The following is a 24,166-nucleotide window of genomic DNA, read 5'->3' as shown; positions in this document are numbered from 1 at the left end:
ATTCCGTTCGCCGCGACACTCCTGTTGCAGGAGGGCGGCACGGAACAGCAGAGGAGTATTATCGTCACCGGAAATCAGTTTGGGCTTGCAGCATATCAGCATGCCTCACCGCTCAGATCAGGGAGCCCGGGGCAATCTGACCACGAAACATGCACCGGAGATTGCACCAGAAGCGTCCACGATGTTTTCAGCAAACAGGCTTCCCCGCAGAGCGTGGATAATCTGACGGCTGATCGCCAGACCAAGGCCGGAATGCTGCCCGAAATTCTCAGTCTGCGGCCGCTCTGAATAAAAGCGGTCAAAGACGCTTTCTAGCTTTCCTGGTGGAATTCCGGGCCCTTGATCGCTGATGGTAATTTCCACCACGCTACCGGTTCCGGGTCCGTTGCCAGCGACTTCCCGCGCACTGGCATGAAGCGCGATGATCCCATTAGGAGGCGAAAACGAGACTGCATTGCCAATCAGGTTCCGCAGCACCTGAACAAGACGGTCTTCGACAGCAAACGCCCGAAGCGGTGGCTCCTGATCCCGAACATCCAGACGCAGAATTGGAGCATCTTCCTTACGCGTGGTCTGGTGCATTTCGGCCAGAATGGCGAGCAGCGCCACGACCGTTACGGGTTCGGGTCGCACGCGTGAAAGCTCGGCATCGATCCTGCTTGCATCCGAAATATCCGTAATCAAACGATCCAACCGTTTGACGTCACTATTGATGATCCCCAGCAGACGATCCCGCCGTTCTGGAATCGCAATTCTGGGAAGTGTTTCAATGGCCGACCGGATAGATGAAAGCGGGTTCTTGATTTCGTGACTGACGTCCGCAGCAAAGCGTTCGATGTCATCCATACGCGCCCACAGAGCCAAAGCACTTCCACGCAAGGACCGCGCCAGAACACCGATTTCGTCACGTCTGGCCAAGAGGCGCTCCGGGACGAGGTCCTTGCGCCCGTCAGATTCCCTCATTTCATGTGAGGCACGCGCCAATGTCAGCAGCGGGCGAGCAATTGTCAGGGACAGATACCAGGACAGCAGGACCGTCACGATCAACGCCGCCAGCACAAGCGACAGGATGGAAGAGCGAACCGCAAACAAGGATCGATCTACTTCCGGGGCATGCCGCGTTAGCTGGATTTCCCCAACTGTCAGCCCATCATGCACCACAGGCTCCACAACCGTCACGACCAGCTGATGATCCTTGGTCCGACGGATGAAGGGCGGCAGTTCAGACTGCGCTCTAAGCGGCTGTGCATCATGGGGACCGTCAGTTGCGGCATCTGGCGTGTCGAGTGTGACAATGCCTTCACTGGATGTGAGCGGCAGCAGCGACAGGAGCCAGTCATAAAAGGTTTCCAGCGCGTTGTTTCGCGGCGGATGCCATGTTTCCCCCTCGGGAACTGCATCGGGTGCCACAGCTTTAGGCGGCAGTTTGGGCTCCGTCCGGCTATCCGCAACCAGCTTGCCATCCGGATCAAATAACAGGGCATGAGCATTGGGGCTTGGCTCTGTCAGGCGCGCAAGGAGCGGCCTTGCGCGGGAATCCAGAACATAATCACCGCCTGGAGCAGGCTTTCCGCCTGTTTTGGGCGCAGCACTGACGGCTGACTGCCCGATAGCTGCGGCATAAATGTGAGCCTGCTCGCGCAGGGCATTGACGTCTGTTTCGAGCAAGCCGTTCTGAAACTGGTCCAGAAACAGCAATGTCACAGCCAAAAGAGCCAAGGGCAGTATGTTTAGAAGAAGGATACGCCCCAGCAGAGGTGAGGCAAGCCTGCGCCGTTGACTGCGATCCCCGTCTCCCCCTGTGCCCGCATTGAGCACACGACGGATGGACTGCCAGACACCAGCCCTGACAGCCGCCGCGCGACGACGGTCACGCCCCTGTTCAAGGCGATCCGAATCCAGATCATAGGGGACTGCATGGGCCAGCTCTCTACGACCCATGACGTACCTTCTGCCTCACAAGCAAACCCGTCACAGCGCCTCACTCATCCTTGTAACGGTATCCAATGCCGTAGAGCGTTTCGATCTGATTGAAGCTGTCATCCACCTGCCGGAATTTCTTGCGAACGCGCTTGATATGACTGTCGATCGTCCGGTCATCGACGTAAATGTTGTCGCCGTATGCCGCATCAATCAGCTGATCGCGGGACTTCACCATTCCCGGGCGCATGGCCAGCGCCTTCACCAGAAGAAACTCCGTAACAGTCAGGGCAATATCCTGACCGCCCCACAGACACTGATGTCGTGTTTCATCCAGAGAAAGCTGACCACGGACGATGGCTGAGCCCACGGTTGTGGCTCCTGCCGCTTCGGCGCGGCTGGCATCCTGCCGACGCAGCAATGCACGAATGCGTTCGATCAGCAGACGCTGGGAAAACGGCTTGGTGATGTAATCGTCAGCTCCGAGGCGCAGCCCCATGAGCTGATCTAGCTCCTCGTCTTTCGACGTCAGGAAAATGACAGGAAGGTTGGATCGGGCGCGCAGGCGCTGAAGCAGCTCCATACCGTCCATGCGCGGCATTTTGACGTCCAGCACCGCCAGGCTGACCGGGCGGCTGGTGATTCCCTGAAGCGCACTTTCACCATCCGTATAGGTGTGAACGGTGAACCCTTCGGATTCGAGGGTCATCTGGACGGAAGCAAGAATGTTCCGATCGTCATCCACAAGCGCGATAATCGGTGCTGCCGTGATGCCAGAAGGCGTCTGACAGTTGGCCGATTGAGGCGGAAAGGAAGTGTGGGGCGTCTCCATATGGGGTCCGTCTGCTAAAATCTGATGCGTAGATTATCTATAACGCATGGCGCACTGTGGCGGGAAATAGGCATTTCAATGACATCCTACCACGTTGCAACCCTTGTCTTTGAGACAATCCGCGTTATCTCCTGAAGAAGAACGGGGCCATGAGTTGGCCCGTCCCACAAGATAAGGTCGTGACATGACAGACCAGAAGACTACGCCGGAAACTGTAAACGACGTGCCTGAGCAGGGCGTCGAGACCCCCGGCATGAACGAAACCGGCGGCGAAACGCTGGAAGAAACCACGCCGGAAGCGCGCATTGAGGCTCTTGAAGCCGAAGTGGCAGAACTCAAGGATCGCTGGGTCCGTTCTGAAGCAGAGAACCAGAACATCCGCGCCCGCGCCAAGCGGGATGTGGAAGACGCTCGTCAGTACGCCATTCAGAAATTTGCGCGTGACGTTGTTGAAGCAGCTGAAAATCTTCAGCGCGGCCTTGCCTCCCTTCCGACAAAGACCGAAGGCGAAGACAGCCTCATCACAAAGCTGCGTGAAGGAATTGAAGGCACGGAACGGTCCTTCATCAACATTCTGGAACGTCACGGCATTACCTGTGAAGACCCGACCGGCAAGCCTTTTGATGCCAACCTGCATCAGGCCATGGCGGAACAGCCCTCTGATCAGCATACGCCCGGCCACGTCATGCAGTCCTGGACGCCAGCATGGCTTCTGAAGGGCCGTTTGCTGAAGCCAGCCATGGTTGTTGTCGCCAAGGGAACGCCGGAAGCTGATGCAGCAAAGGCGTCTCCGGGTCTCGACACGACCGCCTGATCCCGCTCACGCAGGATTTCTTTTTGCGGAACGTCAGCTCTAATGGTTGGCGTTCCGTCAGACCCTGTTAGAAAATAGGGTCATGAGTCGCATTCTTGTCATCAAGCTCGGTGCTCTGGGCGATTTCGTTCAGGCGTTTGGGGCCTTCGCTTCGATCCGGGCCGCGTTCCCGCACGACAGCATCACCCTGCTGACGACCCCTCCCTTCGTGGAGCTGGCACAGGCGGCGCCCTGGTTCGATGACGTCACGACGGATCGTCGCCCGTCTCTGGCACACCCAGTCGCTCTGCTTCGCCTGTCCCGTGCGCTGCGCGGATTTGACCGCATTTTTGATCTCCAGACCTCCGGGCGGTCTCGCACCTACTTCCGGCTTGCAGGCAGACCACGCAACTGGTCCGGCATCTCTGACGGCTGCTGCCATCCGCATGCCAATCCGTCCCGCAATGAAATGCACACCCTGACCCGCCTTGAAGACCAGCTCCGTGCCGCTGGTCTTCAGCCCATTCCGCGAGAGGTTCCGGATTGGCTGAAGGGACATGGGCCAGAAATTTCCGGTCGGTCTGTCGTGCTTATTCCCGGAGCGGCCCCACATCGGCCTCAGAAACGCTGGCCCGTCACGCGGTTTTCAGAGGTGGCTCAAGCTGTCGCTGCCCGCGGCCTGACTCCAGTCATTGTAGGCTGTGCGGGCGAAAAGCCTCTTGCTGAACAGATTTTGCAGGACTGCCCGAGCGCCCTGGACCTCACAGGACAGACCAGTCTGGTTGAGTTGGCGGGCGTTCTCCACAGAGCTGACCTTGTCATTGGCAACGATACAGGTCCGATCCATCTGGCCGCGGCTATGGATCGTCCTATCATCGCCCTGTTTTCCCAAGACAGTGATCCACGCCTGACGGCTCCCCTTTCGCTCACACCGGGACGCACAACCATTCTGGATGTTCCAGATCTGGCTCTGTTACCTGCATCACGCATAGAGGCTCTACTCCCCAGATGACAGTTATCCGTTGCGTCACGATGCAGAAAAACGAGGCCGCGCTTCTTGAGCCATGGATCCTCTGGCACGGGGCCATTTTCGGCCTCTCCAATCTGACCGTTGTCGACAATGGCTCTACAGACCCACACGTCAAAGATGTGCAGAAGCGTTATGAAGCGCAGGGTGTGCAGATCATCCGCAAATATCGGTCCCAAAAGGATTTTTTGCGGAAAGGTGAAATCTTCACGGACATTATCCGAGGCTGGGATGCGGAAAATGCCTGTGATTTCGCACTTCCCATGGATTGCGATGAATTTCTTGCGTTCTTCCTCGACCGCCTGTCGGTGGACCCGGCGGAAATCCGCGCGCAGTTCGAGCTTCTGAAAGACGAACAGGCGACCCTGATTACCGATCGCCTCCTTCTGAACGTACCGAATGCTCCCAATTACTACCGCCCCCAGTCGGTTCCGAGGGCACTGTTCAAGGCTCATACGATTGTGGGGCTGGATCGGGGTCTGCATGCCCCACAGACCATCTACCCGGAGCGCTGCGTCCGGACGCCCTTTGTGCATCTTCATCTGCACAATCGACCTGACTACGAAGACATACGCCGCTTTGCCCGTCAGAAGCTCGCTCATATCGCTGGCGCAATTCCAGGGGAAAAGCCAAGAGCGGGCCAGATCACACCCGAGAACCCCAAAGAGGGATATCATCTTCGGTACTATTTTCAGGCCAGCCAAGAAGATTTCCTCCGCAGCTACCTGCACACACCCGATATTTATGCGCCCGTCATCGCAGACCATTTCCGGACGTTAGGCGTAGATCCTGCGCCAATCCTCGGAGATACGGCCGCGCCGCAGTTCCCGGTGCATGTTCCACAGAATTTTTTGGCTCATCGTCGACTGGAAGATGGATCACAGCACGAATACGGCCTATTTGATCCCCTCGCCTACGCTTACGAGAATGAAGATGTGGTGAAAGACGCCTTTTATGGCATCTGGCCGCTGATCCATTACATGGACGCCGGATGGCGCGAAGGACGGCGCCCGAATGCCAACGGAATGGCGCCATTTCTGCTTCAGGCGGCAGTTCCTACCGTATAAATCCGCTTTCAGGCCGGTGCAGGGCTTGCGGCCAATCCCCGATTGAGGCCATTTACGCGTGTCTTTTTCCCGGCAGAGGGCTGCCGGGAGCAATCGCAGAGGAGCGATCCCATGCCCGCCATCACACTCCCCGACGGAAGCGTCCGCACGTTCGACGGGACCGTGACGGGCACGACTATCGCGGCCTCCATCGGCCCGGGGCTGGCAAAAGCCGCCCTGGCCATGGAGGTGAACGGCAAGCTCGTCGATCTTTCAACCGAGATTGCGGACGATGCGGCCGTCAAGTTCGTCACCAAGAAGGACGATGCCTCACTTGAGATGATCCGCCATGATGCGGCGCATGTTTTGGCAGAAGCCGTGCAGTCGCTCTGGCCGGAAACGCAGGTCACGATCGGTCCGAGCATCAAGGATGGCTTCTATTACGACTTCTCCCGTGAAAAGCCGTTCACGCCGGATGACTTCGAAACCATCGAAGCCAAGATGCGCGAAATCGTCGCTGCCAACGCCCCTTTCACCCGTGAAGTATGGGACCGTGACGAAGCCATTCGCTTCTTCGAAGAGAAGGGTGAGGACTTCAAGGCCGAACTGATCCGCGATCTGCCGGAAAGCGAGCAGATTTCGATCTACCGTCAGGGCGAATGGCTCGATCTCTGCCGCGGCCCGCATCTGCGCGGCACAGCAGACGTTGGCACGGCCTTCAAGCTTATGCGCGTGGCCGGTGCTTACTGGCGTGGTGACCATCGCAACCCCATGCTGACCCGCATTTACGGCACGGCTTGGCGCGACAAGAAGGAGCTGGACGCTCATCTGATGCGTCTGGAAGAAGCCGAGAAGCGCGATCATCGCCGGATTGGCCGCGAGATGGACCTCTTCCACATTCAGGAAGAAGCCGTCGGACAGATCTTCTGGCACCACAAGGGCTGGCGTCTGTACACGGTCCTTCAGGACTACATGCGCCGCGCACAGTCCCGGAATGGTTACGAAGAAGTTCGCACGCCACAGCTCGTGGACCGTGCCCTCTGGGAAGCCTCCGGTCACTGGGACAAGTACCGTGAGAACATGTTCATCGCGCAAGTTGAGGATGAGGACAAAACCCTCGCCCTGAAGCCGATGAACTGCCCGTGCCATGTGCAGATCTTCCGCCATGGCCTGCGGTCTTACCGCGAACTGCCGCTGCGTATGGCTGAGTTCGGGGCGTGCCATCGTTATGAGCCGTCCGGCTCGCTGCATGGAATCATGCGCGTTCGAGGCTTCACGCAGGATGATGCTCATATCTTCTGCACGGACGATCAGATTGCGGATGAAACCGCAAAGTTCGTGAAGATGTTGGCCGAGGTTTACACGGATCTGGGCTTTGAGAGCTTCCGCGTGAAGTTTTCGGACCGTCCGGAGACGCGCGCCGGCTCTGACGAAGTCTGGGATCGGGCCGAAGGCTCGCTCAAGACGGCCTGTGAAATTGCTGGTGTTGAGTACGAGTACAACCCTGGCGAAGGTGCCTTCTATGGCCCGAAGCTGGAGTTCGTTCTGACGGACGCCATCGGTCGTGACTGGCAGTGTGGTACGCTTCAGGTGGACTATGTTCTGCCAGAGCGCCTGGATGCGTCCTATATTGGTGAAGATAGCCAGCGTCACCGCCCGGTTATGCTGCACCGCGCCATCCTGGGCAGCTTCGAGCGCTTCATCGGCATCCTGATCGAGCAGTATGCTGGCAAGTTCCCGCTCTGGCTGGCGCCGACGCAGGTTGTAGTGGCGTCCATCGTTTCCGATGCTGCTGATTACGCCAATGAGGTTGCTGCAGAACTGAAGGCAGCCGGGCTTCAGGTTGTAACCGACGTTCGCAACGACAAGATCAACGCCAAGATCCGCGAACACAGTCTTGCGCGCGTTCCGGTTATTCTGGTGGTTGGACGCCGTGAAGCAGAAGAGCGCAAAGTGGCGATGCGTCGCCTTGGCGGCGCCAATCAGGAAATCCTGGGACTCGAAGAGGCTGTAAAAACTCTCACAGCCGAGGCCACCCCGCCTGATATTGCCCGGTTTTCGAAGGATTGAGCGTAATACCCTTGCGCCCGGAAGGGCGCAGGACTATGTGCAAAAGGAATGGGATCGGCAAAGATCGAAACCCGCCCCTCTTTAACGAGGCGCGGGCGTTCGGGTCAGTGCTGGTTCTTGTATGAAAATTACGACAGGAGCTGACCATAGCTAGACCGCCGATGCAGGCCGCGCCCACACGTGAGGGGCCGCGCGTCAATGAGGAAATCCGTGTTCCGCAGGTTCGTCTGATTGACGAAGAAGGCGAAATGCAAGGCGTCATGACGACCCGGGATGCTCTGATGCGTGCTTTCTCGGTTGGCCTTGACCTCCTGGAAATCAGCCCGACCGCTGTTCCCCCTGTTGTGAAGATCTTGGACTACGGCAAGTTCAAGTACGAGCAGCAGAAGAAGAAGAACGAAGCCCGCAAGAAGCAGAAGGTCGTTGAGATCAAGGAAGTGAAGGTTCGTCCCGGCACGGGCGAGCATGACTTCCAGACGAAGCTCAAGGCCATCAACTCGTTCCTGGATGATGGCGACAAGGTAAAGGTATCCCTTCGCTTCAAGGGCCGTGAAATGGCTCACCAGGAGTTGGGTGCAAAGATGATGGAGCGCATCCGCATCGAGGTCGAAGAAAAGGCCAAGGTTGAGCAGATGCCCCGTATGGAAAACCGTCAGATGCTCATGGTTATAGCTCCGCGCTAAAACCGGGTTCTTACGCGATCCACAGGAAAAGCAGCCTTCTTCGGAAGGCTGCTTTTTTTTATGCCTTTAGTCCTGGAGCTCGCCTATTCACCGGACTCATGCTGATAGCCGCGATACAAATCCAGGAGCCGGACAAGAGTGAGCCGAACATCGTCAACCACACTCCCCCAATCTCCTGCCACAGGCTGACGGAAAATTCGCATATCCGGATACCAGGCGGTCTGAGTTCCTGCATCTCCCCAACGCCAGCAAGCGTCAGAGCGTGACAGCATCCAGACGGGTTTACATAGTCCACCCGCCAGATGAGCCATGGACGTATCCACCGTAATCAGAAGATCCACACCAGAGAGTCGGGCAGCGGTATCAGCAAAATCGAGAATATTCTCCGTCCCATCAACCAGCGGCAATCCGGTTTCAGCAACTTGATGGCGGGCCGCTCCCATTTGGAAACTTACGAAACGCACGCCTTTTACTGAAAACAAAGGCCTCAATGTCTCCAACGACATGCTGCGGCGGCGATCCGTCTGCGTCGCACGCAGGTCATGAGGTCTGGGATCTCCACTCCAGACAAGCCCTACGACGAAATCCGGAGGCTGGCAGGAACCTTGAACCTGGGCACTGAGCTTGCCTCCCTGAGTTGTCATGTCTTCTTCTGACACAGACAGATAGGGAAACTGTCCAACAAACTCTGCCGTCAGTCCGAGCCTCACGGGAAGGCTCATCATCGGGCAATGATAGTCGAAGCTGTCGGCAGGATCGAGAACTGAGACTACCCGGGATACGCCCGCTACACGCTGCATCAGTCGTACCAATGGAACTGGAACCTGCACTACAACTTCGGCACCCCTCTGGGCCAGTATCGGCATCAGGCGGATGAAATGCAGAGTGTCTCCATATCCCTGTTCGTGATGAACAAGAATGGTGCATCCCTTCAGGGATTCCCCTTCCCAGACTGGCGCGGCGATATCAGCCCTGACTGTTCTCGAAGAGAGCCAACGACTTTCGTATTCCTGCCATCCTAAAAGAAAATCACCCGATTTCAGCAAAGCCGTCGCACGGCCAAAACGGATAACGGGATGATCAGGAGACCGTCGAAGCGCCGCATCGTAGAACGGCAAGGCTTCTGCAGAGCGGTTCAAACATTGGAGAATATGACCGGCGTTATTGAGAGCATTTGCATCATCGGGCTGCATTTTCAAAGCAGACTGCGCGAAACCCAGCGCCGCTTCAAACTGTCCGTCACGTGACAGAACCATACTCAGGTCGGTAGCGTACTCAGGAATAGCCGGGTCCTGCTGCACGGCAGTTTCCAGAGCTTTGATAGACCCTCCCAGATCATCCTGATGCAGCAGGGCAATGCCCAGTCGATGCCAAACCCTTGCCGCATGAGGCCTTGCTTCGAGGGCTTGGCCATAGAACAGGGATGCCTTTTCCCAGCACTGAAGACGCTCATAAACGCCACCAAGAAGAAAAAGACTTTCAGGCCTTTCTGGCAGAAGCGTTTCTGCCTCTCGCAGAACGTCGATAGCACTCTCACGCTGCCCCACTTCTTCCAGGCCGACTGCTACTCGCAAATATTCTGTGAAGGTACGACGTGTAAGCAGACAGGGGCTGGGGGAAAGTGTGGTCATTCCGACTCCTCGTCCTTTGTCTGTAAGAGGAAATTCTTAAGAATTCCTCAAACTCCATTCGTTCATCACATCGTTTCTGAGACCATATCTTTGATACCATTGAAATAAATTAATAATTTAAAAGAAATTCTCTTTTCGAATTGGACATTACAAGTCCGAAAATATTTCCAATATTTATAAAATGAGCTTCTCAGTGCATCTTATGGGCGTTTGAAAAAGAGGCTGTGATCAGAAATAAATCCGATTTCAGATCAATCATTGGGTGTCTTGGCTACGATGTTGCGCTAAGAGCGCTTTCTATTCTGTTTTAAAGGCCTCCCCGGGCTTTAACCCGCCTGGAATGGACTCCATGACCCATCCGACGACGAACCCGGCTTCACGCCCCGCCGCGCCATTTGCGGAATTTCTACTCTCACGCGCACCACGCTCACCGCTCCGTAACGCTGTCTCCGCTGCTCACTATCGGCCCGAGGCGGAATGTGTGGATGCGCTGCTGCCGCGTGCTGACCTGACGCCTGAGCAGGATCGTCAAGCCACCAGAGTAGCCCATGGCCTTGCTGAGGCCGCACGAGACTCCTCGCCCGATATTGTGGGGAGCCTTTTGCAGGCATTCCCTCTGTCTTCACCTGAAGGGCAATCTGTTCTGGCTCTGGAAGAGGCACTCCTGCGCATTCCGGATTCTGCGACTCAGGATGCGCTGATCCGTTCTCTCGTGGGAGCTACCGACTGGGGACGGCATATCAGTAAACGCCGTGCGTCGGTTGTGAACTCGATTGCGTTGAACCTGTCCCTTGCAGGGCGTTTCAACCAGAGCAAGGGGTTCAGCCTTCGTCGGCTAACCCTTCAGACATCTACTCCCATGGTTCGCCGCAGTCTGGAAAAAGCTATCCGTGCCGTAGGAAGCGGATTTATTCTGGGCTCCACACTGGCTCAAGCTCTGAGACTGTCCGCCCCTGCAGAAAAATACGGGCTGACATATGCATATGATCCGCAGGTCAACACCGCTCTGACGGCTCATCAAGCCCTCGATGCCCTTACCGTCTATGAAGACGCACTGGAAGATATCAGCCAACACGCGGGCATCACCGGCGACTTTCATGACCGCCCGATGCTGTATGTACGCCTGCCCGCATTGAGCGCGCGATTCAGCCGTTTCAGGCGCGAGCGGATCATGACAGAGCTGTTGCCGATCCTGCAAAGACTTACCATCCGGGCACGGCAACTGGATGTTGGCATCCTGCTCTCCAGCGAAGACAGCACACATCTTGAGCTGACGCTGGATCTGCTTGAGGCACTCTGTGTACTGCCTGAACTCGGGAACTGGAACGGGCTTGGCATGACCGTCCAGACCTATGATCGTCGTGCTTCAGCTGTCGTAGATTTTCTTATTGATCTAGGCCGGCGCACCGGGCGTCGTGTTCTTGTCAGACTGGTCAAAGGTTCCTGCTGGAATTCGGAAATTCGACAAGCCCAGAAAACCGGACTGGCTGACTTCCCTGTTTTCACGCGCCGTTGCCACACGGATGTCAGTTATCTCGCCTGCGCCCGACAGCTTCTTGAATCGCTGGATGCCACCTACCCGCAGTTTGCCACCCATAACCCGCGGACTATTGGTCATATTCTGGCGCTCGCAGGGCAGGTTCGGCCGGGAGATTTCGAGTTCTCATGCCTGCATGGGCTGGGGCTGGCCCTCGCGCAGCATCTGCGAAACCAACAGGGCATGAACCTGCCCTGCCGGGTGCATGCTCCCATCGGGGAAGTCGCGGCACTCATGCCCAGTTTCGTGAGACAGCTACTGGAAAACGGGGCTGCCTCGCTTGTTGTCAGCCGCGACGAGGACCCGGCTATTACGATTGAAGCGTTAACAGCTGACCCCGTCGAGGCAACACGCGCCATTCTGAGAACCGAGCGCCCTAATCGTGCAGTTCGTGCGCCGTCAGACATTTTCCAGCCTGGGCGACGCAACGCGGCAGGCCTGGATCTTTTCAACGAGCTGACACTTCGTGTCCTCCATGAAACCCTTGATGGAGATGCGCCCTTCCTCCACGCCCGAGCTCTGACGCCGGGTGTCACCAGTCAGCACGACCGCTCCCGTCTGCTCTACAACCCCGCAGACCGACATGACCCGATCGGAGACGTTGTCGAGACTGATGGAAAGACACTGCTGTCTGCAGTGGAGACAGCGGAGCGTGCGCTTGCCAGTTGGGCAGGCAGCAGCCCTGAAGTGCGGATTGCCTGTCTGGGGAAAGCTGCTGATCTGATTGAGGCCCACCGGATTGAGCTAATGGCGCTTCTGGTACGGGAAGCTGGAAAGACCCTTCCAGCTGCTCAGGATGAAGTCCGTGAGGCCGTCAGTATTCTTCGCCATGATGCGGAACGTCTGCAAGGGCGGGATTATCATTTGCAGGCCTCACCGCTTGGCCTTGTTGCGTGTATCAGCCCCTGGAGCAGCCCACTGGCGGCGTTCGTGCAACAGATTTCCGTCTCTCTTGCCGCTGGAAATGTTGTTCTGGCCAAGCCAGCCGAGCAAACCCCGTTTATTGCAAGCCGCACCGTTCAGCTTCTGCATGATGCTGGGATTCCACCTGAAGTTCTGCACCTTTTACCCGGCGACGGATCGGTGGGAGAGCGTCTGGTAGCCGATCACCGGGTTGATGCCGTAATGTTCACCGGCTCCACGCCCGTTGGCAAAGCCGTTTCACGCCAGATCTTTGATCGGCAGGGGCGCACGGGCACACCTGTTCCTCTCGTGGCGCGCACGGGCGGACAGAATGCAATGCTGGTCGATAGCTCCGCGCATGCAGAACAGGTCGTGCAGGATATTCTGAGCTCTGCTTTTGACAGTGCGGGGCAACGCTGTTCGTCTCTTCGTATCCTGTTGATCCAAGAAGACTGTGCAGACCATGTTCTTGAGCTTTTGAAGGGCGCAATTCAGGATCTGGCTATTGGGAATCCGGCACGCCTTTCAACGGATATCGGGCCAATTATTTCTCCGGAAGCCCGGACAGAAGCGATGGATCATATTGAAATGATGCGTCGGGCTGGCCGAACGGTCTGGTCCCCCGAACTGGGTGAAAACTGTCGATACGGCCATTTCCTTCCGCCTACGCTGATTGAAATCGGCCGTGTTGCCGATATTCCGCATGAAGTGTTCGGGCCGGTCCTGCATGTGCGTCGCTTCAACCGCAACGAAATGGACGGCGTGATCGACGCTGTAAATTCCATGGGGTACGGCCTGACTTTTGGCGTTCATTCGCGTGTCGCCATGACAGTAGATCGCACGACTAACCGCATTCAGGCGGGGAACATCTACGTCAATCGAACCATAACAGGAGCAGTTATTGGCTCGCAGCCTTTTGGTGGGTCCGGACTTTCAGGCTGTGGCCCCAAGGCAGGAGGTCCCTTTGCCCTCCGCCGTATGAGTGCCCGCACGTCCCCATGGTTTGCGCCTAAAGATGCAAATCCGGGTAGTATCCCGCGCCATGCGCAAAGTTTGGTGACGTTTCTTGAAAGCCGGGATGCCGTCTCAGCCCGCCAGATCCGACAGGATATTGCGCATGCCATGACGGGCTTCTCAATGACACTGCCCGGCCCCGCTGGAGAGACCAACACACTGACACTCAAGCCCTGTGGCCCGGTACTCTGCGCAGGTGAAAGCTGGCCTGCCATTCTCAGGGCTGTCGGTATGGCTCTGGGAACCGGCAACCCTGCTCTGGTTCTTGGCCCAGATCACGCACTGGACTGGATGCAGCGCCTTTCTCCCGGTTTAGCCGACCGTATCCAGCGCGTTGATCCAGGGGCCTTGCCGGAATGTGCTGTCATGATCATGGAAAGACATTCCCCCCGCGCGCTGCAGGCTGCCTCAACCCTGACAGCACGCGAAGGGCGCATTGTTCCCATTCATGTGTTGGATTGTCTGCGCCCCGAATGGCTTCTGGAAGAGCACGTCGTGACCGTTAATACAGCTGCCCTTTGCGGCGATCTGACCACGATGGCTCTGTCCTGAAAGCACTTCAGTGATGAAGACTGGCCGTAACGTCCCACGTAATTTTCTGCGTTTCTGAGCGGCCATCTTCAGCAGGGTCCAGGGAATAGACCTGATGAACAATCGCGTCATCAAGGTTGGTCATGGAAAAACTCCCCTGCTGTGGCTGCTTCTTCTGCACAAAGCTGCCCAGAATGCTCTCTGTGGTGTCGTAATCCTTAAGCGCCGGATTTGTGAGAGCAATCATGGAGACATACTCGTAAAGAGACGGCCATGAGACGCCATCCATCTTCGAAAGATCTACCGTCACAGCCATATACTTGATCGTTTCGACCGTCTGTGATCCGAGGAAAGACGTCATTAACGGCTCATGCACATAAGCTGGGGCCATAAGTGTGGGACCAACATGCATGGGCATGTGGTAAGTGTCCTCAATCCCGACATCCGCAAACCAGCGAACAGGATAACTTTCCTGCAAGGCTTTCTTCACGCGTGGAGACGGAAGACGGATGTTGTCAGTAAACACGGGCGATGTGTCGAGACCCTGCATGAGATAGGGATCACGATCCAGGATATGGGAGATGAGATCGTCTTCATGGACAGTCGCGAGAATGAAAAGCCGGGGTATCCTGCAATTCGCCCGCAGGTGAACACCATATTTCGCAAAACGCTCCGCCAGATGGCTCTGAAAATTCTCTTCCACCCCGGCTGGAAAACCGATGAACTGCGAACAGACCGTTCGGTCCCAACGAGCAATCTGACGACCACTGGCAGGCTGAACAATTTCTTCCACGGCATGTCGGGTCTGATCGGCAGAGTAACCCTGCACGACCAGTTTCTCCTGAGCGTGGAGAGAAGGCGCTAAGGCAAGCAATGCGGCAACAAGAGGCATCCAGACTTTCATGACACAGCCCTTTACGACATTTCATGTCAAACCATGTCTGAATTTTACAGCTTGTACAACTATTCCGAATAAAAAATGAAGGATGCCTTATTGACCGGCCTTGCGAACCAGCCGTTGAAGGATGGGCCGTACTTTTAAAAACTGCCCATACAGGACCTCAAGGCCTTTAAGCACCAGCGGATAACGGGCGACTTCGCCCAAAGGCCGGAGAACCGGAATGGCACGCCACATGGCCGCAAAAGCAGCCGCGCCGTCATAGAGCTGCTCGCCCTCGCGTGCGTGAAACCGGGCGAGCAAGGCTGCACGGTCTAACGGGCAATCCGCAATTTCTCCGGAGGCATCAATGAAGTCGATGTTTCCACGCCGATCCAGCCGACGCATCAAGGCGATTTCACGTTGGCATAAAGGACAGTTTCCGTCATGCCAGACCGTCAGACGTGACATGTCAGGGAGCCAGTTCGGCTTCAACACTCACTGTAACGCGAAGGGTTTGTTCCTGCGGAGTGCCTTGTGGCGGTGTGAACGAATCGCTAGCTGCACGAGCCGCCATCAACATGACCGGCCGCGGGCCCGGTTCCATCGAAGACACACGAACCTGCTTCAGTCGTACAACATGTAGCCCCAGCGTTCTGGCACTTTCATCGGCTTCCTGCCGAACTTTCTGGAGTGCCTGGGTACGGGCCTGGCGCAGTAACGTCTCCCGTGTTTCGGAGTCCAGCGACCAGTCCAGGCCATCCATCATCAAACCGTGACTTTGCAGCTTGCCTGACAGATCCAGAAGAGACACAGCGTCCTTCCCGCTCAGACTTAAATCCTGACGGGCGGTCCAGCGCGTCGGGCCATGCTCTGGCGTCTGGTCCGACAGGGAATAACTGCCAGCTTGCGCCTCAATTCCTGACACCCCGGATGCCATTTTCATGGCTTCCGCCATATGGGCATTCAGGGTTTTCTGCGCTTCGATGGCAGAGGCACTGTCCACTCGCCCGAAAAGACGCACCGTCAGAAGCGTTGGCGCTGCATGGGCTTCACCCGTGACTGTGAAATCCAACTCTGTCCCAGTCATCTGGGGTTCTGTTGCCCGGGCCTGACAGCAAATTGCTAGAGACAGGACAGCGAGTGGGGTGACCAGACGGAAAAGACGCTTCATGAGTGCTCCTGACTATGTTCCAAAAGGACCAACGCACGACGCAGCCTCGCGATCCCCGCCCGCAGGTGATGGTGCTTGCAGAGTGTATCGCCTTCAATCCGAAGACGGTGCGCATCATCCATAGCCCCAACAGGGATTCCATGGGGTGTCGCCAGAAGATGATCCACGTTCTGTGTCAGCTGGGTGCAGTATTCCGCGCTGTCAGACGTCACGGAAATTACGCCTTCTTCTTTCCCGGTGACAGGTCGGGCAGGCGCATTCTGCGGTGGCGCATGTCCAGCCGGGGCAGCCGCAAGGCTTCCCACCAGACCCAGAAGACAGACAGACATTGGAGGGAGAAGGCGCATTCCGCCCTCTTTACACAGTCTCACCTAAGCCACGGGTGAGGGAGGAATGAAACTTCCGTCATGCAGGGAGGGTCTTGGCATTTTGGAGAGCTGGCAAAAGCAGTGTTACTCGCAGCCCTGGCTTTCCGTCCGAGAGCTCCATGGTTCCACCATGCAGTTGAACAACGGCCTGCACCAGAGAAAGCCCAAGCCCTGCGCCGGGGGTATTCCGCGCTGTTTCTGCACGGAAAAATCGCTCTGACGCACGGGCCATATCCAGTTCACTCATGCCAGGGCCCTGATCTGAAACACTGACGGCAACACGCCCTTTCTGCATGACGGCAGAGAGAGTGATCGTCGTATTTTCCGGCGCGAACTTAATGGCATTATCGAGAAGATTGGCAACAGCCTGCTGGAGAAGATGCGGGTCTCCATTGACCGGCGCCAGTACCCCGATCCGAAAATCGAGTTTCAGGCCAGCGTCTTCCATGGATGCTTCATAAAGCTCGCTCAGACCTTCCAGCAAGGACGGAATGTCCAGCACTGTAAACGCCGCCCGCTGCGCGCCAGCTTCAAGCTGGGCGATACGCAGAAGAGCTTCGAAAATAGACGTCACATGGTCCAGATCCAGAACGGCACGATCAATCGCCGCGCGGAGCTCGTCTTCAGACGTAGCAGTCAGGCTCGCATCTTCCAGACGCGCGCGCGCTCGTGCAATGGGTGTTCTCAGGTCATGGGCAATGGCATTCGAGACCTGCCGCACGCCATCCATCAAACGGTTGATACGTTCGAGCATGGTGTTAACCGTCTGAGCGACAAGATCGGTTTCATTGCCGGTCAACGGTATGCGACGACTGAGGTCTCCCTGCGCTACAGCAGACGTCGTGCGGGCAATGGAGCGCACGACCTGTCGGAAAATTCGCCGAATGGCGAGCGTCCCACCCGCCGCCAGCAGCGACACCATGACCCAGGCCCAGATGAGCGTATCGGTCAAAACGTGCCGGACGACCTGCCGGCCGCGAACATCCCGCCCAACAATCAGGCGAAAGCCTTCCGACAACGGAAAGGCGTGCATCTTGGCTTGGGTGCGAAAACCATCCCGGCGGATGGAGAGCTCATAAAACTCATCCATCTGGGTGATGACCACAGGCCACCCCGGTAGATTTCCAGCATATTTGCGACCGTCAGGCCCGACGAGCAAATACAGCTCGTCATCCTCGACGTTCTGATCCAATCGGTCCTGAATGGCGAGCGCCAGAGCCGCCGGGCCACCATGAACCCAGCGTTGTGCCAGATCGTGGGCGTCCACCTGCACGGCAGCTTCGACCTGACGGTCCAGCTGGCCAGTCGTGTTCCACCAGATGAACGACAGGAACACGCCCGCAGAAATGATGAACACCAACCCGTAGGCGAGGGCAAAATTCAGCCCTGCAGACCGGATCGGCCAGCGCAAACGCTTCCCCAGACGGCGGAACCCGCGCCAGATTTTCACGGGTCAGTCCGCGCGCAGGATGTATCCGGCGTTGCGGATCGTATGGATGAGGGGCGTTGCAAACGGCTTGTCCACTTTCTGGCGCAGGCGTGAAACATGCACGTCAATCACGTTGGTCTGTGGGTCAAAATGATAATCCCACACGCGCTCCAGCAGCATGGTCCGCGTGACGACTTGCCCCGCATGACGAATCAGAAATTCCAGCAGACGAAATTCGCGGGGCTGAAGATCAATCTTCTCATTCCCACGCTTCACAGTCCGGGAAAGCAAATCCATTTCCAGATCGCCCACAGTCAAACGTGTCTGAGGAGCAGACTCAGGACGACCACGGCGGCCGAGCGCCTCAATCCGGGCCAGAAGCTCTGAGAAGGCAAATGGCTTTGTCATGTAGTCATCGCCACCGGCCTTCAGGCCAGCCACGCGTTCATCAACATCTGCCAGAGCGGACAACAACAGAACCGGCGTCGCATTCTGCTGTCCACGCAGCGTTTCCAGAATACGCAGGCCGTCAATCCCACCGGGCAGCATACGGTCCAGGATCACAACGTCATAATTTTCACTGACGGCCAGAAACAGACCATCCTTGCCGTTATCCGCCTCATCCACGACGTGCCCGGCTTCACGCAACCCCTTGAGCACAAAGGCGCGGACTGTGGAATCGTCCTCAACGAGCAGGATACGCATTGATTTTACTCTCTTCCTTCCGGGCGACTGGGCGCCGTATCAGGGCCTCAGAATACCGGCTTGTGTCCACGGGTCAAAGTGGAGGCTCGATCAGTTATCCGCGTTCTTGGGGCGTGGTCCGATATGAACGGGAAGCGTCAGGTCCGTGCCGCCACGCCTGACGCCAAAATTCAGAACCATGCCCGGCCGGGCCGCAGCGATGCTTCGCAACAGCATACGGGCGCTGATAACGGGCGCTCCATCTACCTGCCGCACGATGTCGCCACGACGCAGACCGCTTTTCTGGGCCGGCCCACCGTTATCGACACCCGCAATACCGACGTCCGTGTCCCCGTCATCAAGGGTAATACCGAGCCAACCATGCTCGACATGCCCGGTTGCTTCGATTTCAGCGACGATCGGGGCGACGATTTCAGATGGAATACCAAAGCCAATGCCTACGGAGCCCCCAGCAGGCGTCACGATGGCAGCATTCACCGCCACGACCTGTCCCCGCATATTGAAGGCCGGACCGCCAGAATTTCCCGGATTAATGGGGGCATCGAGCTGAATGAAATCGTCCAGAGAGCCGATACCCAGGTCACGCCCTACGGCAGAAACAATGCCCGCCGTCACAGACGAGCCAAACCCGAACGGATTCCCTGCGACCAGAATCCAGTCTCCGATATCCGTCTGGCGACTGTCGCCCCAGGTGACGTGCGGCAACGGCTCAGGACTATCAACCTTGATGACGGCAATATCCGTCAGCGGATCAGCTCCCAGAAGACGGGCCGGCATTTCATGACCGTTGGAAAGGGAGACGACTACCTTGTCCGCTCCACCGACAACGTGCCGGTTGGTTACAATGATTCCGGTGGCATCCACGATGAAGCCCGAGCCTGCGCCAACCATTTCGTCCTGCTGGCGCTTCATGCGATCATGATAGCGCTTCTCCAGCGGGGTTCCCTTGATTTGCGGTGGAACGTGATCATGGCCGTCCGGGCTGCTCTGGGTAATGGCAATGTTCACAACGGCCGGAATGACCTGACGCACAAGCGGCGCAAAACTCAGAGGACCGTATTTAACCAACAAGGGAGGCAGTGCCGGTGCTGCGGCGGGCACCGGAGGCTGTGTCGGAATCCCGTGTGCGTCCGTGCTTTCTCCTGCCAAAGGGCTGTCCGGACTAATGGACGAAAGCGGTTTAACGGCCTGCTGTTGAATGGTCGTTGCAGCAGGCTGAGATGTGGGAGCGTGTTGCTCTCCGTGGCTGTGCAGACGCAATGCCAGCATCAGGCCTACTGTCACGACAGTCGCTGTTCCGGCCCCGATTGCAGCGGCCTGAAGAGAGCGATTCATGGGAAACAGGTCACGAACATCGTCATGTTTCAGCTGCTAACACAAAACCGTCAAAGCTCCTAAAAGAAGCCGCAGACAGGGGTTTCCTGCCAGGCCGGAGGGAGATGTAAAAACCCGATAATGAGCATTTTGGAAATCATACCATTCCATCATTTCTATTTTTTAAAATATCTACTTTTCATATTTTCAAGGCAGTTCTTCTGCTTCGAAAGATTTTCCCGATGCTCACCAATTTTCTGCCTCGCGATGCCCTTCTCCTCATAGGTCGCGTATTGCTCGCCGGTCTTTTCCTCGTCATGGGATGGGGCAAACTCGCCGACTTCCCCGCAGCAGTGTCCTACATGATTCAGACCGGTGCGCCTGTTCCCACCCTGTCAGCCATCCTCGCTATCGTTGTGGAGCTCGGGGCAGGACTAGCTTTGCTTGGCGGCATTTTAGTGGAACCCATTGCGATTGTTCTTGCCCTCTACACCATCGTGACAGGACTGATCGGCCATCATTTCTGGACGATGTCCGGAATGCTCCGCTACGACATGATGATCCATTTCTATAAGAACATCAGCATTGCAGGTGGCCTGCTCGCTCTTGCCGCCGCTGGCGCAGGACGCTTCGCAATCAGGCTCCGCTAAAAGCTTGCCGCAGACAGGTCATTCCTTGATGGTAACGGTAACTTCGTTTTCTCAAGGAATGACCCGTCATGCGCCTGTCCCGTCGCTCCCTGCTCGCTCAGTCCGCCGGGTTTGCATCCTTGTCTCTGCTCCCGAATATGGCCCGCGCTGCACCTGCCTCACGAAAAGTCATTTTCGACACAGATCCCGGCATTGATGACGCAATGGCGCTTCTTTTGCTGCATGGCACGCCAAACATCGAGCTGGTGGGCATTACGACTGCGGCCGGTAATGGATTGATCGACACCACAACACGCAATGCGCTCTATCTGGCCGAACGCTTCCGGATCGATGTCCCGGTTTCAAAAGGCCAAGGCGCGTCTCTGGATGGTGTGACATCGTCCCCTCCTGTCACCATTCATGGACGAAACGCTCTGGGAGATATTCCTCTCTCGGCCGTCCACAAAAAACTCGATCCTCGCCCCGCGCATGATCTCATCATTGATCTGGTGCGCGCCAACCCACACGAGATCACTCTCGTCGCGACAGGACACATGACCAATCTCGCGCTCGCTCTGCGCAAGGCGCCAGACATTGCCAGTCTGGTGAAGGATGTCGTGCTGATGGGCGGCGCATTCGGGCATCACGATGCACGGGGAAATGTGACACCCGCGGCGGAAGCCAATTTCCATGGGGATCCACGAGCTGCCGATGAGATCTGTGCCGCGCGTTGGCCGGTGACAATCGTAGGGCTCGATGTCACGACACAAACCCTGATGACAGACGCCTACTTCGAAAACCTGCGCCAGCATGGGGGCCAGTCAGGGCGTTTCCTGTGGGATATCACGCGGGTCTACATGATGTTTCATCGGGGGCTTGGTCTGGACGGCATTTATGTCAACGATGCCTCTGCTGCAGCATACGTGATTGCGCCGGAATTGTTCAAAACCCAAAAAGGTGCTGTTCGCGTCTCGACGGAAGGCGTTACCCTTGGTGAATCAGTTCAAAAAGCAGACGGTCGGGTTTATCCACCCGGAGACTGGGACAATCGCCCATCTGTTCAGATCTGCACAGAGGTGGATGCCGAGGGCGTGCGCTCCCTGTTCCGTAAGGCAGTTTTCCAGATGGCCTGATGGAACCTAGCGTTTGGGACGTGGCTTTGGCGGTTCAGCCGTTGCCGGATCTTCAGGCCAGTCATGCCTTGGGTAGCGCCCTCGCATATCCTTGCGCATATCTGACCAGCTCCCTTTCCAGAAACCGGCAAGATCAGCAGTAATGGCCTGTGGGCGGCCCGCCGGTGACAGTAATGCACACTGAAGCGGCACGGCGCCATCAGCGAGCAACGGCGTTCCGGCCGTGCCATAGAATGCCTGTGCTCGTGCAGACACTGTTGGCACGGCCCCTGTATAATCAATGTCGTGGGTGCTGGCTTTGAGCGTCAGACGAGGCGGCAGCTTTCGATCCAGCGCGGACAGGTCGCTGTAGTCCATACGGGACCGAAGAATGGACAGAAGATCGAGAGCTTTCACCTGGGTCAGACGGTCGCAGCCTGCGAGATATGGCTCCAGCCACGCCAGATCGTCAGCAAGAGCAGCCATCGACAGGTCCGGCAGATGAGGTGCGTAGGTCGCGCGTGCATGCGCCACGCGGGCCTGGAACTGAAACGCTGCGTCAGACCAGTTCAAAGCACGGGCAAGATCAGCCGCGATTTGCTGTAGAAGAAGGGCTTGCGCCTCCTCAGGTGTTACTTCTGTATTGCGATCACGCAGGATCAACGCGCCCAGACGCAGCCTGCGTCGCGCGATGATCCGACCTGAAGCCCCGTCCAGACTGGTTTCAACCTGCTCGGTTGTCCGATCCAGAAGCGTCTGGGGTAAATTTTCAGCATCCAGAGGCGCCGCAAGCGTGATTTCCGTCGAAGTCCGCGTGTGAAAAGCTGCGGCAGCCAAAAGCTTTTCCCGCGCAAGACCGTCATTGGCCTGCACACGGGCACTCCCGCCGCCTGCAAGCCGAAATCGTCCAATCTCTCCCGCAGCCTGCGCCACACGATCAGGAAAACCGGCGGCCAGAAGTGGCCCTGCATGAGACGGCATTGGACTTAGTGGAAGGTCTTTGCCACCCATGCGACGCAGAAAGCGCTTCGCCGCCTGACGCATATGGAACAGGCTGGCCCTGTCCGCTCGTGGATCATCCCGCTCAAACAAAGCCAGACGTGTGCGAATGTCCGCTCCCGCAGATGCCCCGGAAGGCATATTCGGTCTGGGGCGCAAAGGATCACGCTCTTCCAGAAGAGCGGCCAGGCAGGCAGCCGTCACACGCTCGGGGATAGTTTTCGCCGCACAGAGCATGGCCGCAAGACGCGGGTGAGTTCCAAGCCCCACCATGCGTTTTCCAAGAGCCGTAATCTGACCGGCTTCATTCAGGGCACCCAACTCACGCAACAACTCACGCCCACCCGCAAGCACTCCGGCAGGAGGCGCATCAAGGAGTGGCAACATGTCGGGCGCTGTTCCCATGACGTCCTGCCAGGCTGCCGTCACGAGAGCGAAGTCCGTTAAATCCGCAACAAGGATTTCGGGCGCATCCTGTGGCCGCAGAGAGCGTTGCGTCGCCTCGGACCACAGACGGATCGCGACACCAGGAGACTGACGCCCCGCACGCCCCGCGCGCTGAGTGGCCGTTGCCCGCGAAATCTTCAGTGTTTCCAGCCGGGATAACCCTGTGTTGGAATCCAGACGCGGTGCCCGGCGCAGACCACCATCGACAACAATCCGAACCCCGGAAACCGTCACGGAAGTCTCGGCAATCGACGTTGCCAGCACAACACGCCGTCTGTCGGATGGCGCAATCGCGCGGTCCTGATCTTCTGTCGTCTGTTCTCCATGAAGGAGAAAAACAGGCACAGTATCTCCAAGCAGAGCCTGTGTTCGGCGAATTTCCCCAACCCCGGGAAGAAACGCAAGAATATCGCCCTCTTCCTCTGTAAAAGCCTGCCGGATAGCGCGTGCGCAGGCCTCTGGCAGGTCACGCGGGTACATTACATCCCGGGTGTGGCGTATATCGATGGGATATTGTCGGCCTTCACTCTCGATCAGGGCGGCATTCATAAGATCTGTAAACGCACGCCCATCAGGCGTTGCGGACATGGCCAGAATGCGGAGATCCGGCCTGAGTTCACGCTGGAGGTCCAGACAGAACGCCAGAGCCGCATCCAGATCCAACGAGCGCTCATGCACCTCATCAAACAGGACAGCGCCAACCCCATCCAACGTTGGGTCTGCCAAAAGGCGCCGTACAAGCAACCCTTCCGTCACAACTTCAATACGCGTTCGGCCTGATACGGCGCTGTCGGTGCGCGTACGAAAGCCTACCGTTTCACCCGGTCGCTCTCCCAGCGTGGAGGCCATCCGTGACGCAGCCCCTCGCACAGCAACACGACGAGGTTCGACCAGAATGATTTTCTGCCCCCCAAGCCATGGTGCCTCAAGCAGAGCCAGTGGCGTCAGGGTTGTCTTACCGGCACCGGGAGGAGCAACGAGAACAGCGTTTGGCTGCTGCTCTAACGTTTTCAGAAGATCAGAAAGAACAGCCGCAACCGGAAGATCCGGAGAAAGGAAATCGCTCAGGACAAAACTCCGGAATTAGAGGCCAGACGTCGAACAGCAGCATTGGTCATTGACGGA

19 protein-coding genes are annotated in these 24,166 nt (G+C 57.3%); 8 read left to right on the top strand and 11 right to left on the bottom strand.

Annotation, left to right across the window (positions count from 1 at the left end):
- Window positions 1–117: 117 nt before the first annotated feature.
- Together ABDK75_RS01785 and ABDK75_RS01780 are read right to left on the bottom strand one after the other, a co-directional pair.
- Complete coding sequence (locus tag ABDK75_RS01785) at window positions 118–1,941, bottom strand: stimulus-sensing domain-containing protein (protein WP_346004811.1); 1,824 nt, start codon at window positions 1,939–1,941, stop codon at window positions 118–120.
- A 40-nt stretch (window positions 1,942–1,981) separates the two neighbouring features.
- Complete coding sequence (locus ABDK75_RS01780; protein ID WP_099211597.1) at window positions 1,982–2,752, bottom strand: response regulator transcription factor; 771 nt, start codon at window positions 2,750–2,752, stop codon at window positions 1,982–1,984.
- Window positions 2,753–2,936: 184 nt separating this feature from the next.
- On the opposite strand from ABDK75_RS01780, the gene ABDK75_RS01775 reads away from it, so the two are divergent.
- The 5 genes from ABDK75_RS01775 to infC all read left to right on the top strand — a co-directional run bounded on the left by ABDK75_RS01775 (window position 2,937) and on the right by infC (window position 8,371).
- Window positions 2,937–3,566 carry a nucleotide exchange factor GrpE gene (locus tag ABDK75_RS01775; RefSeq protein WP_064274586.1) on the top strand — a complete coding sequence of 210 codons (630 nt, stop codon included), beginning with the start codon at window positions 2,937–2,939 and terminating at the stop codon, window positions 3,564–3,566.
- 82 nt (window positions 3,567–3,648) lie between these two features.
- On the top strand, window positions 3,649–4,557 hold the full coding sequence (locus ABDK75_RS01770) for a glycosyltransferase family 9 protein (RefSeq protein WP_346004810.1): 909 nt from the start codon (window positions 3,649–3,651) through the stop codon (window positions 4,555–4,557).
- Window positions 4,554–5,639, top strand: coding sequence for a glycosyltransferase family 2 protein (locus ABDK75_RS01765; RefSeq protein ID WP_346004809.1), 1,086 nt, complete (start codon window positions 4,554–4,556; stop codon window positions 5,637–5,639). Before ABDK75_RS01770 ends, ABDK75_RS01765 begins: the two co-directional genes overlap by 4 nt.
- Window positions 5,640–5,750: 111 nt before the next feature.
- Entirely contained in the window at window positions 5,751–7,688 is a 1,938-nt protein-coding gene (gene thrS, locus ABDK75_RS01760) for a threonine--tRNA ligase (protein ID WP_346004808.1), read from the top strand.
- 161 nt (window positions 7,689–7,849) lie between these two features.
- Window positions 7,850–8,371, top strand: a complete 522-nt coding sequence (gene infC / locus ABDK75_RS01755; protein ID WP_046900620.1) for a translation initiation factor IF-3 — start codon at window positions 7,850–7,852, stop codon at window positions 8,369–8,371.
- An 83-nt stretch (window positions 8,372–8,454) separates the two neighbouring features.
- Here infC and ABDK75_RS01750 read toward each other — a convergent pair whose 3' ends face one another.
- Entirely contained in the window at window positions 8,455–10,002 is a 1,548-nt protein-coding gene (locus ABDK75_RS01750; protein ID WP_346004807.1) for a tetratricopeptide repeat protein, read from the bottom strand.
- 349 nt (window positions 10,003–10,351) lie between these two features.
- Between ABDK75_RS01750 and putA the strand changes: the two genes are divergently transcribed.
- Window positions 10,352–14,008 carry a bifunctional proline dehydrogenase/L-glutamate gamma-semialdehyde dehydrogenase PutA gene (gene putA, locus ABDK75_RS01745; RefSeq protein ID WP_346004806.1) on the top strand — a complete coding sequence of 1,219 codons (3,657 nt, stop codon included), beginning with the start codon at window positions 10,352–10,354 and terminating at the stop codon, window positions 14,006–14,008.
- A 7-nt stretch (window positions 14,009–14,015) separates the two neighbouring features.
- Here the strand turns inward: putA and ABDK75_RS01740 are convergent, their stop codons facing one another.
- From ABDK75_RS01740 to ABDK75_RS01710, 7 genes are all read right to left on the bottom strand, one after another.
- Window positions 14,016–14,879: a hypothetical protein gene (locus ABDK75_RS01740; RefSeq protein WP_346004805.1), complete on the bottom strand. Its 864-nt coding sequence runs from the start codon at window positions 14,877–14,879 to the stop codon at window positions 14,016–14,018.
- Window positions 14,880–14,978: 99 nt separating this feature from the next.
- Window positions 14,979–15,335 (bottom strand): DUF393 domain-containing protein, encoded by a 357-nt coding sequence (locus ABDK75_RS01735; RefSeq protein ID WP_346004804.1) that lies wholly within the window; start codon window positions 15,333–15,335, stop codon window positions 14,979–14,981.
- Window position 15,336: 1 nt separating this feature from the next.
- A complete protein-coding gene (locus ABDK75_RS01730) occupies window positions 15,337–16,038 on the bottom strand; it encodes an SIMPL domain-containing protein (protein ID WP_211502363.1) in 702 nt (233 codons plus the stop codon).
- Window positions 16,035–16,385 carry a hypothetical protein gene (locus tag ABDK75_RS01725; RefSeq protein WP_346004803.1) on the bottom strand — a complete coding sequence of 117 codons (351 nt, stop codon included), beginning with the start codon at window positions 16,383–16,385 and terminating at the stop codon, window positions 16,035–16,037. The genes ABDK75_RS01730 and ABDK75_RS01725 overlap by 4 nt, the downstream gene beginning before the upstream one ends.
- 58 nt (window positions 16,386–16,443) lie before the next feature.
- On the bottom strand, window positions 16,444–17,856 hold the full coding sequence (locus ABDK75_RS01720; RefSeq protein ID WP_346004802.1) for a HAMP domain-containing sensor histidine kinase: 1,413 nt from the start codon (window positions 17,854–17,856) through the stop codon (window positions 16,444–16,446).
- A gap of 3 nt (window positions 17,857–17,859) precedes the next feature.
- Window positions 17,860–18,540: a response regulator transcription factor gene (locus tag ABDK75_RS01715; protein WP_046900612.1), complete on the bottom strand. Its 681-nt coding sequence runs from the start codon at window positions 18,538–18,540 to the stop codon at window positions 17,860–17,862.
- A gap of 90 nt (window positions 18,541–18,630) precedes the next feature.
- Window positions 18,631–19,875: a trypsin-like peptidase domain-containing protein gene (locus ABDK75_RS01710; protein WP_346004801.1), complete on the bottom strand. Its 1,245-nt coding sequence runs from the start codon at window positions 19,873–19,875 to the stop codon at window positions 18,631–18,633.
- 221 nt (window positions 19,876–20,096) lie between these two features.
- On the opposite strand from ABDK75_RS01710, the gene ABDK75_RS01705 reads away from it, so the two are divergent.
- Complete coding sequence (locus tag ABDK75_RS01705) at window positions 20,097–20,504, top strand: DoxX family protein (protein WP_346004800.1); 408 nt, start codon at window positions 20,097–20,099, stop codon at window positions 20,502–20,504.
- 68 nt (window positions 20,505–20,572) lie between these two features.
- Entirely contained in the window at window positions 20,573–21,616 is a 1,044-nt protein-coding gene (locus ABDK75_RS01700; protein ID WP_346004798.1) for a nucleoside hydrolase, read from the top strand.
- Between the two features lie 6 nt (window positions 21,617–21,622).
- Here the strand turns inward: ABDK75_RS01700 and hrpB are convergent, their stop codons facing one another.
- Entirely contained in the window at window positions 21,623–24,109 is a 2,487-nt protein-coding gene (gene hrpB, locus ABDK75_RS01695) for an ATP-dependent helicase HrpB (protein WP_346005816.1), read from the bottom strand.
- Window positions 24,110–24,166: the final 57 nt, after the last annotated feature.

The sequence above is a fragment of the Gluconobacter sp. OJA genome (assembly GCF_039638325.1).
GTDB classification, from domain to species: domain Bacteria; phylum Pseudomonadota; class Alphaproteobacteria; order Acetobacterales; family Acetobacteraceae; genus Gluconobacter; species Gluconobacter cerinus.
The sequence above is the reverse complement of the archived record's forward strand: the minus strand, read 5'-3'. Positions and strand labels throughout refer to the sequence as shown.

Bases quoted from the DNA above. Each gene is read 5' to 3' on its own strand.
- ABDK75_RS01785 (WP_346004811.1), bottom strand. From the start codon at position 1,941: ATGGGTCGTAGAGAGCTGGCCCATGCAGTCCCCTATGATCTGGATTCG.
- ABDK75_RS01780 (WP_099211597.1), bottom strand. From the start codon at position 2,752: ATGGAGACGCCCCACACTTCCTTTCCGCCTCAATCGGCCAACTGTCAG.
- ABDK75_RS01775 (WP_064274586.1), top strand. From the start codon at position 2,937: ATGACAGACCAGAAGACTACGCCGGAAACTGTAAACGACGTGCCTGAG.
- ABDK75_RS01770 (WP_346004810.1), top strand. From the start codon at position 3,649: ATGAGTCGCATTCTTGTCATCAAGCTCGGTGCTCTGGGCGATTTCGTT.
- ABDK75_RS01765 (WP_346004809.1), top strand. From the start codon at position 4,554: ATGACAGTTATCCGTTGCGTCACGATGCAGAAAAACGAGGCCGCGCTT.
- thrS (WP_346004808.1), top strand. From the start codon at position 5,751: ATGCCCGCCATCACACTCCCCGACGGAAGCGTCCGCACGTTCGACGGG.
- infC (WP_046900620.1), top strand. From the start codon at position 7,850: ATGCAGGCCGCGCCCACACGTGAGGGGCCGCGCGTCAATGAGGAAATC.
- ABDK75_RS01750 (WP_346004807.1), bottom strand. From the start codon at position 10,002: ATGACCACACTTTCCCCCAGCCCCTGTCTGCTTACACGTCGTACCTTC.
- putA (WP_346004806.1), top strand. From the start codon at position 10,352: ATGACCCATCCGACGACGAACCCGGCTTCACGCCCCGCCGCGCCATTT.
- ABDK75_RS01740 (WP_346004805.1), bottom strand. From the start codon at position 14,879: ATGCCTCTTGTTGCCGCATTGCTTGCCTTAGCGCCTTCTCTCCACGCT.
- ABDK75_RS01735 (WP_346004804.1), bottom strand. From the start codon at position 15,335: ATGTCACGTCTGACGGTCTGGCATGACGGAAACTGTCCTTTATGCCAA.
- ABDK75_RS01730 (WP_211502363.1), bottom strand. From the start codon at position 16,038: ATGAAGCGTCTTTTCCGTCTGGTCACCCCACTCGCTGTCCTGTCTCTA.
- ABDK75_RS01725 (WP_346004803.1), bottom strand. From the start codon at position 16,385: ATGCGCCTTCTCCCTCCAATGTCTGTCTGTCTTCTGGGTCTGGTGGGA.
- ABDK75_RS01715 (WP_046900612.1), bottom strand. From the start codon at position 18,540: ATGCGTATCCTGCTCGTTGAGGACGATTCCACAGTCCGCGCCTTTGTG.
- ABDK75_RS01710 (WP_346004801.1), bottom strand. From the start codon at position 19,875: ATGAATCGCTCTCTTCAGGCCGCTGCAATCGGGGCCGGAACAGCGACT.
- ABDK75_RS01705 (WP_346004800.1), top strand. From the start codon at position 20,097: ATGCTCACCAATTTTCTGCCTCGCGATGCCCTTCTCCTCATAGGTCGC.
- ABDK75_RS01700 (WP_346004798.1), top strand. From the start codon at position 20,573: ATGCGCCTGTCCCGTCGCTCCCTGCTCGCTCAGTCCGCCGGGTTTGCA.